We start from the raw sequence: 16490 nt of genomic DNA, 5'->3' as shown, positions 1-16490 counted from the left end.
GGCATGTCATCACGGGGCGATCTGGTCGCGTCTCTCCATGAGCGGTCCTGCCGTTGCGGGGTCCCGGGCGGCTCATCACGGCATGCCATCAGGCGGCTGAAGGCGGTCAGCCGTACCCGGGACCCCTGGCGCGTTCCGGAGCCGACAACTGCCCCGAATCCACGGAGACAACGGTGAGGAAGGCGGTCGGACTCCGGGGGAGCGACGCCGACCGGGACGCGGAGCGGCGTCAGCAGTGGGAGGGCCTCGACCCCGTGCTGCGCTCCCTCGGCTTCCCGAAGGGGCTGTGACGCCGGCCCGGTGGACCTCACCGGGCCGGCGCCCGCGCGCTCAGCGGTGCGCGGGTCGGAGCCCCAGCAGCGTGTCGACGATCACGAAGGCCGCGAGGCTCGCCCCCAGGAGCGGGAGGAACAGCCCGAGCGCGGCGGCGACGACCAGGACGGACGCGACTCCCCACCACGGCGCGCGCCGGAGCGCTCCCCGGGCCGGCGGGGTGCCGCCGAGCCGTCGGGGACCGCGGGTGGGGCGGCGCTTCCACCACATCAGGTACCCGAGCACGACCATCGTGGCGATGCCGGCCGCGGTGACGAACAGCAGCAACTGGTTGGGCAGCCCGAACATCGAGCCCATGTGCGTGTCGATGCCCCAGCGGGAGAGCTTGGCGACGAGGCCGAAGTCGGCGAAGTCGACCCGGTCGACGACCTGCATCGTGCTCCCGTCGATCGCGACGCCGTCGACCTCGGTCGGGAAGCTGCGCTGGATCTCCTGCACGACCCAGGCCGAGCCCTCCGCCGCGGGCGGCCGGATCTCGACCAGTCCCGTGTTCACGTTGACCTCGCGGGCGACCGAGAGCACCGAGTCGTAGGCGGCCGGCGAGTAGCCCGCCGTCGACTCGACGGCGTCGCCGGTGGCCGCGCCGTGTCCGGCGTGCCCGGCGTGCTCGTCGGCCACCTCGCCGGTCCGGTCGCCGAGCGTCGTCCCCAGCGAGGGCGTGGTCCAGCCGACTGCGGAGCGGAGGGTCTCGAAGTTCCCGCCTCCGTAGAGCGACCAGGTGATGCCTGTGGTCGAGAGGAACAGGGCGCCGACGAGCAGCCAGACGCCGGTGGAGGCGTGCCAGGAGAACAGGCGCTTGTAGCCGGTGGTCCTCGGCGCGGGGCGCAGCAGGTCCCTCTTCACGCGGGCGCGGCGGAGGCGGATGATCCAGAGGCCCAGGCCGGCGAGGGCGACGACCCCCAGCCAGGAGGCGGCGAGCTCGCTGTAGTAGCGGCCCACGTCCCCGAGGTGCAGCGTCCGGTGCAGGTCGCTGACCCAGGTCCGCAACGGCAGGGCGCCGCTGGTGCCGTAGGCGGTGAGGTCGCCGCGGACGGCGGCGGTGGCCGGGTCGATGAAGACCGCGCGGGTCTCGCTGGCGCCGAGCGACGGGTCCGCGTACATCACCCGGGTGGTGTCGCCGGGGTTCGGGGCGGGGCGGACGGCGACGATGCTCTGCCCGCCTCCGGTGTACGCGTCGGCGGCGTCGATCTGGTCGGCCAGGGGCAGGTAGGCGTCCGCTTCCGGGGCGTGCAGCTCCTGCGCGTAGACGACCTGCTCGAGCTGCGGGGTGAGTGCGTAGAGCGCTCCGCTGGTCGCGGCGACGAGGATGAACGGCCCGACGAACAGGGCGGCGGAGAAGTGCAGGCGGAGCAGCAGCTGTCCGAGCCAGCCTGCGCTGCTTCTGTGCGGCGGGGGCGGGGGGTCGGCGGAGTCGCGGGGTCTCGTGGCGGTGGTGGTCATACTTCTGGTCCTTCGGTGCTGTGGCGGGTGCCGGTGAGGGTCAGAGGAGGGTGTCGCCGATGTAGCCGCCCTCGACGCACCCCGGCGGGATCGCGAAGACGGCGGAGCCGATCGGCGTCGTCCACTCGTTGAGCAGGTCCAGCTCGTCCAGGCGCTTCTGGATCGGCACGAACTGCGCGGTGACGTCGGCCTGGAACGCCGCGAAGATCAGCCCGGAGTTCGAGATGTCCTCGCCCGTCGGGGTGTCGTCGTAGTTGTAGGCCCGGCCGTGGAAGCGCTCGGCGGTGTTCTCCGAGCGGGCGCGCCTCATGTGCGAGAACTCCGGGATCACCGGGAAGCCGATGGTCGTCGTCGCCTCGAAGTCGGGCTCGTCGGCCTCCGCCGTCCCGGTGAGGGGCGCGCCGTTCGCGAGGGTCCGGGGAGGAGACGGCTCGGTCAGACGCCGCGGGGACCTCCGGGGAGGTCCTCGCCGCGGCTCGCGTCGATGATCAGGAGGCGGGCTGCAGAGGGGGGCCGCGCCGCAGCGCCGCCTGGGGGAAGACGCCCGAGGCGAGGGGGAGCACGTCGCGCAGCTCGAAGGAGGAGCGTTGCGCGGGTCGAGGAGCGGCCACCGGAGTCGGCAGGACCCGCACCAGGCGGGTGACGAGGTGGCTCGTCGTCGCGGCGACACTGACGAGGAGGGACTCGCCGCGGTGGAGCGCCGCGGTCGTCGCGACGGCGGCGACGAGGTGCGCCGCCCACATCGAGGAGCCGGTCATCCCGCTGTGCGTCATCGCCGCGCTGACGTCGATCACGGCACCGTGGTGCGCGTGCAGGGTCGGCGGATCGACCGGCCCCGCGAAGGTCCCGATCGTGAAGAGCGTGTGGAACAGGAACTGGCTGACTCCCACCGAGGCCGCCAGGCGGACCAGGGAGAGCCTGCGCCCGGCGAGCGCCACGCACACCAGGACCGACAGGACGAGCGGCATCGCGACACCGAGCGGACCCGGGATCTGGCCGCCACCGGCCACGTGCGAGAACAGCGCGACGAGCGTCGCCACCGTCGCCGCGACGACACCCCGGAGGGTGCGCAGCGGGCGCGACGACGACATCTCCCCAGTGTCGCAGACGCCTCCTTCCCGCGGAGGACCGCTCCCGGGCGAGAGGGGCGGCCGGCCGACGGTTCCTCTCAGCGGGCCGCGGAGGCTCCGGGGCGTCACTTCTCGGGCCGGACCACCAGCCCGACGCCGCCGCCGCGCCGCACCGGTTCGGCGACCGCGGTCATCCGGCCGGAGGGGTCGACCTCGATGGCGGCCACCGCCCCGATCTGCGCGGCCGAGGTGAAGGTGTCGCCCGAGGGGACCAGCTGCTGGCCGAAGGGAGCGAGGTCGTCGGCGTACGCCTCGATGAACTCGGGCTCGGCGGAGGTCGTCGCGCCGTTGCGCTGGGAGGCGCGGGGCGCTGCCACCGCCTCGGGGAGCGTCATGCCGAGGTCGATGCGATTGACCAGGGTCTGCAGGACCGTCGTGATGATCGTGGATCCGCCCGGCGAGCCGACGACGAACCGCACGTCCCCGCCGTCGAGCACGATCGTCGGCGACATCGACGAGCGCGGGCGCTTGCCCGGCTCGATCCGGTTCGGGTCCCCGTCGACGAAGGTGGGGGAGAAGTCGGTCATCTCGTTGTTGAGGAGGAAGCCGCGGCCGGGGACGGTCATCGCCGAGCCGCCGGTCTGCTCGATCGTCAGCGTGTAGGAGGCGGCGTTGCCCCACTTGTCGACGACCGAGAGGTGGGTGGTGGAGATGTTCTCGGTGTCCGACTCCTCCGCGGCGGGGGCGGTCGCGCATCCGGAGCCGTCGAGAGCGCCGGGCGCGACCGGGCGGACGGAGGCGGTCGCCGGGTCGATCGTGCAGTCCCGCGAGTCCGCGAACTCCTGGCTGAGGAGCGTCTCGGTGGGCACGTCGACGAAGGCCGGGTCGCCGACGTAGGCGCCGCGGTCGGCGAAGGCGCGGGCGGACGCCTCGAGGTAGAGGTGCAGGGCGCTGCCGGTGTCCTCGGCCGCGAGGTCGTGGTTCTCGAGGATGTTGAGGGCCTCGCCGACCGCGATCCCGCCGGAGGAGGAGGGTGCCATCCCGTAGACGTCGAGTCCGCGGTAGGAGACGCGGGTCGGCGCCTGCTCGGCGACCGAGTATGCCGCGAGGTCGGCGGCGGTCATCGTGCCGGCCGGGGCCGGGAGGTCCGACCCCTCGGCGATCCGCGGGTTCTGGACCGTGTCGGCGATCTCGGCGGCCAGCGCGCCCTCGTAGAACGCGTCCTGCCCGTGGACGGCGATGGAGGTCAGCGTCTTCGCGAGGTCGAGGTTGCGGAAGGTGCTGCCCACCTTCGGCGCGTCCCCACCGGGGAGGAAGAGCTCGGCCGTGTCGGGGAACGCCTGGAACCGCTCGAGGTTGTCGAGCGTCTGGTTGCGGAAGGTCTCGTCCACCCGGAAGCCCTTCGCCGCGAGCGCGATCGAGGGCGCCAGCACGACGGGGAGCGGCAGGGTGCCGAAGCGGTCGACCGCGGTGTCCCAGGTCGCCACCGTGCCGGGCACGCCGACCGCGACGCCGGAGGAGACGAGGTCCGGGGTGAACGGGTACGGGGCGCCGGTCGCGGGGTCGAGGAACGCGTCCGAGGTGATGCCGGCCGGCGCTGTCTCGCGTCCGTCGATGGTGCTGACCTCGCCGGAGGCCCTGTCGAAGTAGACGAAGTACCCGCCTCCGCCGATGCCGGCGCTGTAGGGCTCGCTCACGCCGAGGGCGGCGGCTGTGGCGACCGCGGCGTCAGCTGCGTTGCCGCCGCGCTTCAGCACCTCCATGCCCACGCGGCTCGCGTTCGCGTCGACGCTCGAGACCGCTCCGCCGTAGCCCACCTGCGTCGAGGGCGAGATGAGGGGTCCGCCGAGGAAGTCGCGGATCTTCTCGGGCGTGAGCCCGCTGTCCTTCAGGTATCCGGAGACGGGCCTGTCGAGAGCGGACGCCGGTGCGGCACCCGCCACTCCCACTGCGACGACGGCGACCAGCGCGATCGCGATCCTGCGGAGCACGGGTGTCGTGGCCATGGCGTTCCTCCATCGGAACTCAGTGGTGCGCGGTCGGCGATGCGGGTCCCCCCAACCTAGGGGCGGGGTGGGGGTGCGGGGTAGGGGGTGCCCGGTCGAGCTCGCCGCCGTCGCTCAGTCCCGGCTCGGTGCTGACGGCCCGTCGGGGATGGCGGGCAGTGCGTCGGTCGGCGGTATCGCGAACCAGAAGACCCCGTCCGCGAGCCGCGCGCGTTCCAAGGGCGCGCCGAGGGGCTCGGCCGTGTTCAGCGCCGCATCGACTCCCGTCGAGACGGGATCGTCGTTCGCGGCGTGCGGTGGGAAGCGGAAGCGCTGACCGATCAGATGGTCGCCGTCGAGACGGCGCCGGTAGACGATGCAGACGCTGTTCGGGCTCTCGATCCAGGTCCGGACCACGTCCACCACGGAGGCGTAGTTCTCGAGGATCTCGTCCTCCAGGACCCTCTTGACGACGGCAGCCTCGGTCGAATCGTGCATGGGCAATCCCTCCTCGGGTGGCGGACCGAGGAACTCGGCCCGCCACGGACGGTAGCCGAACCATTTTCGGCAGGGCGGAGGAGGCGCGCTCGAGCTCCGGAGCGGCGCGCGCCCCTCCTGGCCGGCAGGCCTGCGTCGGTACTGCTGACGGAGTCGTCGGGGCTCCTGATCCGGCCCGCGTGTCGACTCGTCCGGCAGCGCTCTTGACAGGCGAGCGAAGTAAGTGTTCGATCAGTCACATGCCTTCCCCCTCCTCCCGCTCCACCGCCGAGGCGCAGCGCGAGCGGATCACCGCGGCGGCGCTCCACGTGTTCGCGCGCACCGGCTACGCCGCGACTCCGATCACCGAGGTCGCCGCCGAGGCCGGTGTCTCGCCCGCCTACGTCTTCCGCCTGTTCCCGGGCAAGCTCGGCGTCTTCGTCGCCGCGGTCGACCGTTGCTACGAGCAGGTGGCGTCCACGCTCGCGGCGGCGGGGGAGGCCTCGCCCTCCTCGGACCCGGCCGACCGGCTCGAGGCGATGACCGTCGCCTACATCGACCTGATCGCCGACCGCGACCTGATCATGCTGCAGTCACAGGCGCAGAGCGCGTGCGAGGTCCCCGAGATCCGCGAGGCGGTGCGCCGCGGGATCTCCGCGGTCGTCCGGACGGTCACCGTCGTCTCCGGAGCCGACGGTCCGGCCGTGCAGCGCTTCGTCGCCTACGGGCAGCTCTGCCACCTGATCGTGCAGACCGACCTCGGCGGCGTCGACTCCGAGTGGGCCCGCATCGTCTCCGACGGCATCCGGCACCGCGACTGAGTCCGCGGTCCTCCCGTCTGCTCCTCTTCTTCCTCCCCTCCTCCTCTTCGCCACCCTCTTCCTCATGCCCGCCATTGTGACTGTCCAGTCACTCACTACAAATTCCAGGAGCCGCTCATGCCCACCACCCTTCCCCGCACCACCACCCGCGTCGTCCTCCCCGGGATCGTCGAGCCGTCCGGACTGCTCCTCGAGCAGGCGCCGGTCGAGCCGCCCGCGGCCGGCGAGCTGCTCGTCGCCGTCGAGGCCACCGGCATCTCGTTCGCCGAGCAGTCGATGCGCCGCGGCCGCTACTTCGCCCAGCCGCCGTTCCCCTTCACGCCCGGCTACGACCTCGTCGGCCGGGTCCTCGCGGTCGGCCCCGGCGGCGACGCGTCGCTCGAGGGCCGCCGGGTCGCCGCCCTCACCAAGACCGGCGGTTGGACGGGTCACGCCCGCGTCGCCGCCCGCGACTGCGTTCTCGTCCCCGACGGAGTCGCGTCCGAGGACGCCGAGGCCGTCGTGGTCAACGGAGTGACGGCGTGGCAGATGCTGCACCGCTCGGCCCGGGTCTCCCGCGGCGACACGATCCTCCTGTTCGGCGCGAACGGCGGAGTCGGCGGCCTCGTGCACCGCCTCGCCCGCCTCGAGGGGATCCGCGTGATCGGCGCCGCCTCGCCCCGCCACCACGAGGCCCTCCGAGCGGCCGGAGTGGAGCCCGTCGACTACGCCGATCCCGACCTCGCCGCTCGCGTGCGCGAGCTCGCTCCCGGCGGAGTGCAGGCCGTCTTCGACAACGTCGGCGGAGCGACGACCCGGCTGGCGTGGTCGCTGCTCGCGCCCGGCGGCACCCTCGTCGCGTACGCGATCGTCAGCGCGAGCACCGGGAGCATCTGGCCCCCGTTCCTCCGCCAGCTCGCGCGGATCCAGGCCTACCAGCTCGCCCCCAACGGCCGGCGCGCGGTCTTCTACGACCTCTGGGCGGGCCACTCGATGCGCCCCGCGCGCTTCCGTGCGCGGCTCGAGGAGGACCTCGGCCGCGTGCTCGGACTCCTCGCCGACGGCTCGCTGGCGGCCAACATCGCCGCCCGCTTCCCGCTCACGGGGATCGTCGAGGCGATGGAGCTCGCCGAGTCCCGGACGCTCGACGGCAAGGTGATCCTGCTGCCGTGAGCGGGGTGCGTCCGGGCGGAGGGTGATTCCGGTGCGGAGGCGCCCGGGCGGCGAGCAGAGGAGAATGGCGCGGTGGACACGGGACTGGTCGAGGTGCTGAAGGCGCTGGGCAATCCCACGCGGCTGCAGATCATGGAGTGGCTCCGCTCTCCCGAGGCGTCGTTCAGCGAGTTCGAGCCGATCGCCGACCGCGCCGAGTTCGGGGTCTGCGTCACGCATCTCGCCGCGAAGAGCGGTCTCGCGCAGTCGACCATCTCGTCGTACATGGGATCCCTGGAGCGCGCGGGCCTCGTCCGCTCGACGCGCGTGGGGAAGTACACCCACTACCGGAGGAGCGACGCCGACGTCGACGGGCTCCTGAAGCGGCTCGGAGCGTCGATCTAGCGACGTATCGCAAATCGTCGATCTAGCGACGTATCGCAAATCGTCGATATGATCGGCGGCATGACCGATGCTTCCGAGACCGCTCCCGCTCGCCGTGCTCTGCTCGTCCACGCCCATCCCGAGGAGCGGTCCTTCTCCTCGGCGCAGGCGGACGCGGTCCTCGAGCAGCTGAGGGCCGACGGCATGGAGGTGCGCCGGCTCGACCTGTACGCCGAGGGCCGGGACCCGGTGCTGCACCGCGACCAGTTCGCGGCCGGCTCCGGCTACTTCAAGCCGCAGGCGCAGCAGATGACCGCGGTCCTCGAGAAGACGCTCGGGGAGCCCGTCACGAGCGATCTCGACGAGCTGCTGCAGGCGGATCTCCTGGTGCTCTCGTTCCCCCTGTGGTGGTTCTCGATGCCGGCGATCATGAAGGGCTGGATCGACCGGGTCTTCGTGATGGGCGCGACGTTCGGAGGCGAGCACGGCGTCTTCGCCGAGGGCGGCCTGCGCGGCAGGAGCGCGATGCTCCTGCTGACGACGGGCGGCGGCGAGGCGGCCTTCGCGCCCGGCGCCGCCGACGGCTACGGCGACCTGCAGTCGTTCCTCTTCCACATCCATCGCGGGATGCTCGAGTTCGTCGGCTACGACGTCCTGCCCCCGGTGGTCACCTACGGTCCCGCCCGCCTCGACGCGGCCGGACGCGAGGACGCCCTGCAACGGGCTCGAGCGCAGGCGTCCGCATCGACGGCCCGGCTGCGCGGCGCCTAGCGTTCGCCGCTGCGCCTCCCGGCCGCCCTCAGTCCCGCGACCGGCTCGCGTGCGCGCGGGCCTTCATCCGGTTGCCGCACGTCGCCATCGAGCACCACTTGGCGGTGCCGGGGCGGCTGCGGTCGAGGAGGAAGAGGTTGCACTCGTCGTTCGCGCAGGCGCGGAGCCGCCCGGGGAACCGGGCGTTCACAGCGGACCAGGCGAGGACCGATTCCACCGCGAGTCGATCCGGTTCGGGAGCGCTCAGCTCCCACACGACGCCCTCATCGGTGACGCGCGGGGTGCGCACGGCGCGCGCGACCAGGTCCGCGAGCTCCGCGACGGCCGCGGGCGCGCCCGACCGCACGACCGCCTGGAGCGCGTCGCGGGCGCGGCGCAGCCGCTCGAGCTCGTCCTCGGTGCCGACTCCGCCCCACCGCCGGGCGAGCTCGCGACCGGCCGCGTCGCCGAGGTCGTCCGTCGGCCGTCCGTCCACCACCGGCGCGCTGTTCAGCACCGCCAGGAGCAGCTCCTCGTCCCGATCCATCGTTCCCCGTCCTCCCGCGCCGTGCGGCCCGTTCGATCCATGCTAGCGTCCGACTAACCAGTAAATCGACTTGTAGGGGTTAGCCATGGTCGTCGTCCATCACCGCACCGTGTCCGTCGACGGACTCGACGTCTTCTGGCGGGAGGCCGGTCCCGTCGACGCGCCCGTCCTCCTGCTGCTGCACGGGTACCCGAGCAGCTCGCACATGTTCCGCCACCTCCTCCCCGCCCTCGCCGGCCACTACCGCGTCATCGCCCCCGACCACATCGGCTTCGGACGCTCGTCCGCGCCCTCCATCGAGGACTTCGACTACACGTTCGCCGCCCTGACCGCGGTGACCGGCCGCTTCCTCGAGACCATCGGGGTGACCCGGTACACGATCTACGTGCAGGACTACGGCGCCCCCGTCGGCTGGCGCCTCGCCCTCGCCGATCCGTCCGCGGTCGTCGCCGTGATCTCGCAGAACGGCAACGCCTACGAGGAGGGCTTCGTGCCCGGCTTCTGGGACCCGATCTGGGCCGACGCCGCCGAGCGGACCGACGAGACGCGCGACGCACTCCGGCCGGCTCTCGGCCGGGAGGCCGTCGAGTGGCAGTACACCCACGGTGTCCCCGACTCCAGCACCGTCGACCCGGACGCCTGGGAGCACGACCTCGCGCTCCTCGCCCGCCCCGGCCAGGACGACGTGCAGCTGGCGCTCTTCCGCGACTACGCCACCAACCGCGAGCTCTACCCCGCCGTGCATGCGTGGATCCGCGAGTCCGGAGTCCCCGTCCTCGCCGTCTGGGGCCGGAACGACGAGATCTTCGCCCCCGCCGGCGCCCAGGCGTTCCTCCGCGACGCGCCCCACGCGCGCATCGAGCTCGTCGACGGCGGGCACTTCCTGCTCGAGTCCCACCTCGACCAGGTCGTCGGCGCGATCACGGACTGGCTGCGCCCGGCGTGATACACGAGGACGGGCGGGAGGGTCTCGTCGCCCGCCCGACCCTCCTCAGCGGACGGTGGTGGCAGCGGTGTCGGCGTTGCTGCGGATCGACGGATCCGGAGTCCTCACGGAGAAGGTGGTTGCGAGCGCTGTGCCCGTGCCTGCGCTCACGGCCGTGACGGTGATCTTCTCGGTGGATGTCCGCCCGTTGCCGAGGCTGGAGCGCTGGAAGACCACGACGCTGCCGATGCGGGTGTACTTCCCCGTCGCGGAGACGAACCGCACCCCCGGCGGGAGGATCACCTTCGAGTAGACGGACGTCGACGCGGAGGGTCCGGCGTTCCTCGTGATGAGCGTGTACGTGAACGTCCTCCCCTTCACCGCGGTGGTCGGAGCGGAGACGTCGACGCGAAGGTCGGCCTTCGCGGAAGCGGACGCAGGGGACACGGTGAGAGTGCTCTGCGCGGTCGCGGTTCCGGCGGTGCTGGCGGCCTGCACGGTGAAGACGTAGGCGCCGGTCCTGGTCGGAGTGCCGGTGAGGCGCCCCGTCGGGTCGAGGGTGAGACCCGGGGGAAGGGCGCCCGACGACACGGTCACGACGGGCGCCGGAGTTCCCGCGACCGCGTAGGTGAAGTCGTAGGCCGAGTCGACGACGCTGGCTGCGACGGTTCCGCTGATCGTCGGCGCGACGGGTGCAGGCGGGGCGGCCTCGACGGTGATCCGCCGGGAGGCAGTGGTGGTCGTTCCGAAGGAGTTGGTCGCGGTGACGGTGAAGTCGGAGGTTCCGGGTTCTGCGGGCGTGCCCGTCACGAACCCCTCGGGAGTCAGGGTCAGTCCGGGCGGGAGCGTCCCGCTGGCGAGGGTGTGGTCCGCGAGGCGCGCATCCCCTCCGAAGGCGAAGGAGAACGGAGTGCCGACCGTCGCCGTGGGAGGCGCGGCAGCCGTGAGGACGGGACGGGTCCCGGTGGCGAGGGTGAAGCCGTAGCCGGCGTCGATCGAGGTGACCCCCTTCAGTCCTGCGGGAACCGTGGACTGGCCGGCACCGTCGTCGCCCCAGGCGGCGACGGTGCCGTCCTCGCGGAGCGCCACGCTGTGCCCGTACCCGGCGGCGACCGCGACGACACCGGTCAGCCCGGCGGGGACGTCGCTCTCTCCGTCCCTGTCGCTCCCCTCGGCGACGACGCTGCCGTCGGCGCGGACGGCGAGGTCGTGGGTCCGTCCCGCCGCGACCGCGACGATGTCGGAGTAGCCCGCGAAGATGTCGTCGGGGCCGTCGTAGCCCCAGCTCACGACGCTGCCGTCTCTCGTGACGGCGAGGGTGTGGAAGGACGCGGCGGAGATCGCCACGACGTCGTCCAGACCGGGAGGCGCCTCCAGCACTCGCCCCTGGTCGTACCCCCAGATCGCCACTGTCCCGTCGTCGCGGAGCGCGACGCTGTGGGTGCCGCTCGAGTCGATCGCGGTGACGCCGCTCAGCCCCGCCTGCGGCTCGGTGTACCGGTCCTCCGGGGGGAAGAGCGGCGCAACGGTGCCGTCCTCGAGAAGCGCCAGATCGGGGGAGACGGCCGCGACGCCGCGGAGGTCGTCCGCCGGGATGGGGCCGCCCTCGAGATTGTCACCCCAGACGGCCACTGTGCCGTCGCTCCTCGCCGCGACGCCGTAGTACTGGCCGGCCGCGATGGAGACGGCGTCGGTCAGATCCTCGGGGGCGCTCGTCCGACCGTCCTCGTCGTATCCCCAGCCCACGACGCGCCCGCCCGCGACGGGAGCGTCGGCCGCGTGAGCCGCGGCCGCGGTGCCGGTGAGCGGCCCGTCGAGGGCGGCGAGGCCGGTCCCGAGGAGGAGGGCGCCGGTGAGGAGCGCGAGCGGGCGGACAGTGCTTCGAAGGCGCATGGGGTCTTCCGGTCGGGTCGGCCGTCGTCGGCCGCCCTGCGACCGTGACAGCTGCGAGCGCCGTGGGCAACGCCCTCTTCCGGCCACGTCCGGAAGAGGGCGCCCAAGCGGACGTCCTTCGTCGGCCCCGCTCGGCTGATCCTGTTCACGACGGAGGAAGGATGAGGCTCCGGCGCCCGTTCCGCGCGGATCGCGGGGTCCTGGAGCAGATCCATCCTTCGTTGTGAACACCGTCTGGACGAGGTCCTGCGTCGGCGATGCTCCGAAGCCCGGCTTCGACCTCGTCAGGACCCGAACCCGGCTCCCGTCGGCTCCTCGGCGTTCCGGATGACGGTGAGCAGGAGGTCGTTCAGCTGCTGGGCGGCGGGGGCGCTCAGGCCGACGTCACTGAGGTCGTTGGTCGCGAGCGCGACCGCGCGCGCCGCGGTGAGGACGCGCTCCCCGTCGGCGGTCGTACGGATGGGTGTGCGTCGGCCCTTCCCGCGGACTCCGACACGCTCGATCAGCCCTCGCCGCTCCATGCCGTCGAGGACCTCGGACATCGTCTGCGGGCGGACGAAGACCGCGCGGGCGATCTCGGCCGAGGTCAGCTGCGCTCCGCCGGTGAGGCAGGAGAGGACGCCGAACTGCACCAGGCTCACGTCGTGCTCCGCGAGCCCGGCGGTGATGCGCGCGCCGATGATCCGCGCGACCTTGACCGCGTTCCAGCCGAGGACGGCCTCGAGTCCCTCGTCGTCGTCCACGCCCACATCCCTCCCGGGTGATTCAAAGAAACAGGAACCTGCTTCACGAGGTAGCCTGCAGGGACCTGCTTCTGCAGTCCCCTCCCTGGAGTGTGCACCACACCCCGGACCACATCGATCCGACAGGACATCCCATGACCGGCACGCAGCTCCCCGACGACCGAGGCCGATGGGGCGCGGAGGACGAGCTCGGCACGCTCACCCTCATCGACGATGCCGCACGGCGACGTGCCGCGGAGGAGGTGAGGACCGGCCGCTGGGTCTCGCTCGCCCTCCCCGTGGCTCCCGCGTCGATGCTGGGCGGCCCCTTCGCGCCCGCCGCTCCGCCGTCGCCCCCGGTGCAGCAGGCGCTCCTCTACACCGGAACCCCTCCGATGGGCATGTCCGAGGTGCTGATCGTGACTCCGCACCACCCGGCGATGACCCACCTGGACGCGTTCGCGCACCTGCCCGTCGATGACGGAGTCGTCTACCCGGGCCGGCCTCTCGCCGAAGCCGTCACCGCCGGCGGAGTGATGCACGGATCCACCTCCTCGTTCGCCGAGGGCATCGTCACGCGCGGAGTCCTCCTCGACCTCGCGCCGCAGGGGAGGCTGCCGGCGGCGCACGCGATCGTCGCCGCCGACCTCGACGCGGCCGAGCGCCGGGAGGCGTCCCCCTGCAGTCCGGCGACGCGCTCGTCGTCCGCAGCGGGTGGGGCTTCTCCTGGGACTCGGAGGAGCAGGCCCCCGGCATGACCGTCGACGCCGTGACCTGGATGCACGAGCGGGGCGTAGCGCTCTACGCGGGGGACGTCGGCGACAGCTTCCCCCCTCACGATCCCGAGATGCCGATGCACATGGTCGCGCTCGCACGGCTGGGCATGCCCCTCATCGACAGTGCGGACGTGGAGCAGCTCGCCGTGGTCTGCGCCGAGCTGTCCCGCTGGTCGTTCCTGCTCAGCGTGGCCCCACCGCGCCTGCTCGGGCTCACCGGCGTTCCGGTCAATCCGATCGCCGTCTTCTGAGGTGCGGCGCCGCCGCCCCGCGGATCGCCGCCGAGGACCCGCCGCTCGCCCCTCAGCGGCTGAGGAGGGCCACGAGGTCGGTCGCGATGCGGTGCTCGACGTCGGCCGGGACGGGCTGCACGACGGCGTCGAGGTCCGCGGTGACGACAGCGGCGAGGCTCCGTGCCTGGAGGGTCAGGCCGAGGTCCATCGCCTGGATCGGGTTGCCGCCGGCCGCGGTGAGGTTGATCATCCGGCCGTTCTCGAGGCGGACGATCCGCTTGCCGTTCTTCAGGCGGATGCCCTGCCGGCGTTGTCCGTCGGCGAACTCGGTGGTCGACTCCGTGGCGGCCGCGAGGGCGTCCTCGTCGATCTCCCACGGGAAGTGGCCGACGCCGGCGATCACGGCGCCGTCGGCGAACGCGTCGATCTCCGCCGCGCCGATGACGCCGGGTGCGCCGGTGGCGGTGAAGACGAACTGCGCGTCCGAGAGGACGTCGGCGACGGCTCCGACGCGGTGGCCGCGGAGGATCGCCTGCAGCGAGCGGATCGGGTCGACGTCGGCGACGGAGACCCGCGCTCCGAGCTGCGAGAGGGTGTCGGCGACCCCGCGCCCGCACGGGCCGTAGCCGATGACCGCGGCGCGGGTGCCCGGGATCATGAGGTTCGTGGCGTTCATGAAGCCCTGGACGACGCTCTGGCCGACCCCGTACTCGTTCTCGACGATCAGCTTGAGGGGCGAGTCGTTGATGACGACGACCGGTCGCGGGAGGGTCGCGCTGTTCTCCCGCAGGCGGATGCCGCCGGTGGTGGTCTCCTCGGTGCCGCCGAGGTAGTGGTCCGGGACGCCCGAGTTGATGAGCCGGAGAGTCAGGTCGGCGCCGTTGTCGAGGGTGAGATCGGGATCGTGCTCGAGCACCTTCTCGATGTTGCGGAGGTGCTCCGCCTCGCCGTCGCTCTGCTTCGTGTGCACGTGCACGCCGAGGGCGCGGAGGTCGTCGGCGACGTCGTCCTTCGTGGTTCCGGGCGAGCCCGTCAGAGCGATGTCCATCCCGGCCTCGACGAGGAGCGAGACGAGGGCGGCGGTCTTGGGCTCGACGTGGAGGCAGATCGCCAGCTTCTTCCCGGAGAGCACCGGAGCGAGCTCCCGGACGGCCTGCGCGGTGAGGGGCATGTGGTCGAGAGCCCAGCGGCTCGCCGGGTGGGAGAGGGAGGAGGTCATGGCGGGTCCTGTCTGGAGTGGGTGCGTGGGCGTCGGGTGGGGGCGTCGTGTGGCCGGCGGCGCGGGAGTCGCGTCAGGGCGCTCGGCCCCCGGCGGGCTGCCGCCGCGCCCGGCGTCCCGCGTGCGTCGAGTGCGCGGTCCGGTACGGAAGGTCCTGAGGAGGCCGATCGCCGGGGACGGCCGCGAGAGGCAGCACTCGCCTGCTCTCTGCGAGATGGAGCCTGAGGTACATCTCCTCACGCTGGGCCGAGGTCGGCACGGCGCGGATCGTCATCGGTGAGGACACCAGCCCAGTCTGTCGACCCGGACGAGCCCTCGCTCGGATGATCGTGCCCGGCGGCAGCACCTCGGGAGGGGCCGACCTGTCGTCAGCCGACGTCCCGCGCGGCACGACCAAACGCCACCGCTACCCTGACGCCATGCGCCGCATCCTCGACGACCCTCTTCGGAACCGCGTCCGCACTGGCTCTCCGTCCGTCGCGTCGGCCTGATGGGGCGGCGACGGGCGGACCGCTCGGAGCCGGTTCGCGAGTTCCGGCCCTCGAGGGCCCGGCAGAAGAACGAGTCGCGACGGCTGAGGCCCGTCGCCGTCCTCCCCGCGCTGGTCCTGCTGGCGGGGAGCGTCTGGGGAGTCGTGGTCGCCGACGACCGCGGTGCGGCGCTGGCCGTTTACCTCGGGCTGTTCGGCTTCGCCACCGTGGTGGCTCTGGTGATCGTCGGAGTGCTGGCGCTCCGCAATCGGCGGTTCCTCGCCACCGCGTCGCTCCGGATCTCGGACCGGGCGATCGAGTGCACGGACGCTCGAGGCAGGGTCGTGACCTTCGAGCGGGCCGACCCGTCGGTGAAGGCGCTGCTCGCATGGGTGCCCGCCGGCCCCAACAGTGAGGGGATCGATCTGCCGCCGTCGCTCATCCTGTTCTTGTCGGACGGAAGCCGGTCGCTGCGGCTCCGCGGGGCGGACTGGGAGCTCGAGGATCTGCGGGCCGTCGTCGCCGCCGTGACGACGCCGCTCTTGCCGGCGGCGCGTGGCGTGCACACCGGTGGCCGGAGCGTGTGGGCGCGCCTGACCGGAGCCGCTCGTCGGCAGGAGATCGAGGCGCCGCCCGCCGCGGAGAAGACGCTCAGCCCCTCCGAGATCAACGAGCTGATCCCCGGCACGATGAGCTTCCGCGAGACCCGTCCGCTGACGTTCGCCCTCCTGATCGGGTTCGGCTCGGCGGCTCTCGTGCTGGGCCTCGTCGTCGGCGTCGCCTTCGTGGTGGTGCCCGGGTAGCGGAGGAATTCGGCGCCGTGCCGGGGACCGCTGAGCGGGAGACGCGGGCGACAGGCCCACGCCCCCGACCGGCGACCTCTCCGGGGCGATCCTGCCCGCGCCCTAGGCTCCACGCATGACACTCACCCAGGACTCCGGTTGGATCTGGTTCGGACTCGCGATCGTCACCGCCGGTCTGGCCGAGCAGAAGGGCCGCTCGCGCTGGCGCTGGTTCGTGCTGGGGCTGCTGCTCGGGCCGATCGCGACGGCCCTCGTCGTGCTGTGGGCGCGACCGGAGGGCGGAGTGGCGACGGACGTGCGCTGGAACTTCGCGATCGGCGCCGGCGTCGCCGCGGCGGCGCTCGTCCTCGTCGCCGTGACCTCGGCCCTCTGGCTGCTGCTCATCCCTGCGGCGATCGCGGCGCTCGCCGCCGGTCTGCTCGCCTGGCTGAGCCGCCGCGTCCCCTACGAGGACCTGCCCCGCTGACGACCGCTAGAGGCTGGTCGAGCATCGGAACTCGAGATCTCGCGG

General features: G+C 72.6%; 17 protein-coding genes and 1 pseudogene. 9 read left to right on the top strand and 9 right to left on the bottom strand.

Annotation, left to right across the window (positions count from 1 at the left end):
* Positions 1–330: 330 nt before the first annotated feature.
* The 5 genes and pseudogenes from C5C35_RS14205 to C5C35_RS14185 form a co-directional block, all read right to left on the bottom strand.
* Positions 331–1773, bottom strand: a complete 1443-nt coding sequence (locus C5C35_RS14205) for a PepSY domain-containing protein (RefSeq protein ID WP_104263386.1) — start codon at positions 1771–1773, stop codon at positions 331–333.
* 40 nt (positions 1774–1813) lie between these two features.
* Positions 1814–2206: pseudogene (locus C5C35_RS14200) on the bottom strand (Dyp-type peroxidase); the annotation flags it as partial.
* Between the two features lie 55 nt (positions 2207–2261).
* A complete protein-coding gene (locus tag C5C35_RS14195; protein WP_104263385.1) occupies positions 2262–2864 on the bottom strand; it encodes a hypothetical protein in 603 nt (200 codons plus the stop codon).
* 104 nt (positions 2865–2968) lie between these two features.
* Positions 2969–4849 carry a gamma-glutamyltransferase gene (ggt, locus tag C5C35_RS14190; protein WP_104263384.1) on the bottom strand — a complete coding sequence of 627 codons (1881 nt, stop codon included), beginning with the start codon at positions 4847–4849 and terminating at the stop codon, positions 2969–2971.
* Positions 4850–4963: 114 nt separating this feature from the next.
* Positions 4964–5326: a hypothetical protein gene (locus C5C35_RS14185; RefSeq protein WP_104224922.1), complete on the bottom strand. Its 363-nt coding sequence runs from the start codon at positions 5324–5326 to the stop codon at positions 4964–4966.
* Between the two features lie 239 nt (positions 5327–5565).
* On the opposite strand from C5C35_RS14185, the gene C5C35_RS14180 reads away from it, so the two are divergent.
* The 4 genes from C5C35_RS14180 to C5C35_RS14165 all read left to right on the top strand — a co-directional run bounded on the left by C5C35_RS14180 (position 5566) and on the right by C5C35_RS14165 (position 8412).
* A complete protein-coding gene (locus tag C5C35_RS14180; protein ID WP_104263383.1) occupies positions 5566–6126 on the top strand; it encodes a TetR/AcrR family transcriptional regulator in 561 nt (186 codons plus the stop codon).
* Between the two features lie 117 nt (positions 6127–6243).
* Positions 6244–7278 (top strand): medium chain dehydrogenase/reductase family protein, encoded by a 1035-nt coding sequence (locus tag C5C35_RS14175; RefSeq protein ID WP_104263382.1) that lies wholly within the window; start codon positions 6244–6246, stop codon positions 7276–7278.
* A gap of 72 nt (positions 7279–7350) precedes the next feature.
* Complete coding sequence (locus tag C5C35_RS14170; RefSeq protein ID WP_244230566.1) at positions 7351–7662, top strand: helix-turn-helix transcriptional regulator; 312 nt, start codon at positions 7351–7353, stop codon at positions 7660–7662.
* 60 nt (positions 7663–7722) lie between these two features.
* Complete coding sequence (locus tag C5C35_RS14165) at positions 7723–8412, top strand: NAD(P)H-dependent oxidoreductase (RefSeq protein WP_104263399.1); 690 nt, start codon at positions 7723–7725, stop codon at positions 8410–8412.
* 28 nt (positions 8413–8440) lie between these two features.
* On the opposite strand, the gene C5C35_RS14160 is transcribed toward C5C35_RS14165, so the two are convergent.
* The gene (locus C5C35_RS14160; RefSeq protein WP_104226331.1) at positions 8441–8938 is read right to left on the bottom strand and encodes a CGNR zinc finger domain-containing protein; all 498 of its coding nucleotides are present in this window, start codon (positions 8936–8938) and stop codon (positions 8441–8443) included.
* A gap of 85 nt (positions 8939–9023) precedes the next feature.
* On the opposite strand from C5C35_RS14160, the gene C5C35_RS14155 reads away from it, so the two are divergent.
* The gene (locus C5C35_RS14155) at positions 9024–9884 is read left to right on the top strand and encodes an alpha/beta fold hydrolase (protein ID WP_104263381.1); all 861 of its coding nucleotides are present in this window, start codon (positions 9024–9026) and stop codon (positions 9882–9884) included.
* Positions 9885–9929: 45 nt separating this feature from the next.
* On the opposite strand, the gene C5C35_RS14150 is transcribed toward C5C35_RS14155, so the two are convergent.
* Together C5C35_RS14150 and C5C35_RS14145 are read right to left on the bottom strand one after the other, a co-directional pair.
* Positions 9930–11756 (bottom strand): putative Ig domain-containing protein, encoded by a 1827-nt coding sequence (locus C5C35_RS14150; RefSeq protein ID WP_104263380.1) that lies wholly within the window; start codon positions 11754–11756, stop codon positions 9930–9932.
* A gap of 284 nt (positions 11757–12040) precedes the next feature.
* Positions 12041–12499, bottom strand: a complete 459-nt coding sequence (locus C5C35_RS14145) for a MarR family winged helix-turn-helix transcriptional regulator (protein WP_104282929.1) — start codon at positions 12497–12499, stop codon at positions 12041–12043.
* Between the two features lie 134 nt (positions 12500–12633).
* Here C5C35_RS14145 and C5C35_RS14140 point away from each other — a divergent pair, with 134 nt between their 5' ends.
* Both C5C35_RS14140 and C5C35_RS17145 read left to right on the top strand, forming a co-directional pair.
* Entirely contained in the window at positions 12634–13236 is a 603-nt protein-coding gene (locus C5C35_RS14140) for a cyclase family protein (protein WP_219814184.1), read from the top strand.
* Positions 13158–13505, top strand: a complete 348-nt coding sequence (locus tag C5C35_RS17145; protein WP_374953124.1) for a cyclase family protein — start codon at positions 13158–13160, stop codon at positions 13503–13505. The genes C5C35_RS14140 and C5C35_RS17145 overlap by 79 nt, the downstream gene beginning before the upstream one ends.
* A gap of 52 nt (positions 13506–13557) precedes the next feature.
* Here C5C35_RS17145 and C5C35_RS14135 read toward each other — a convergent pair whose 3' ends face one another.
* Positions 13558–14706 carry an adenosylhomocysteinase gene (locus C5C35_RS14135; protein ID WP_104263378.1) on the bottom strand — a complete coding sequence of 383 codons (1149 nt, stop codon included), beginning with the start codon at positions 14704–14706 and terminating at the stop codon, positions 13558–13560.
* A gap of 490 nt (positions 14707–15196) precedes the next feature.
* Between C5C35_RS14135 and C5C35_RS14130 the strand changes: the two genes are divergently transcribed.
* Both C5C35_RS14130 and C5C35_RS14125 read left to right on the top strand, forming a co-directional pair.
* Positions 15197–15979: a hypothetical protein gene (locus C5C35_RS14130; protein ID WP_104263377.1), complete on the top strand. Its 783-nt coding sequence runs from the start codon at positions 15197–15199 to the stop codon at positions 15977–15979.
* Positions 15980–16094: 115 nt separating this feature from the next.
* The gene (locus tag C5C35_RS14125; RefSeq protein WP_104224914.1) at positions 16095–16445 is read left to right on the top strand and encodes a hypothetical protein; all 351 of its coding nucleotides are present in this window, start codon (positions 16095–16097) and stop codon (positions 16443–16445) included.
* Positions 16446–16490: the final 45 nt, after the last annotated feature.

Source organism: Rathayibacter sp. AY1F8, assembly GCF_002932165.1.
GTDB lineage: Bacteria > Actinomycetota > Actinomycetes > Actinomycetales > Microbacteriaceae > Rathayibacter.
Note: the sequence above shows the minus strand (reverse complement) of the source record. Positions and strands in the feature narration are given on the sequence as shown.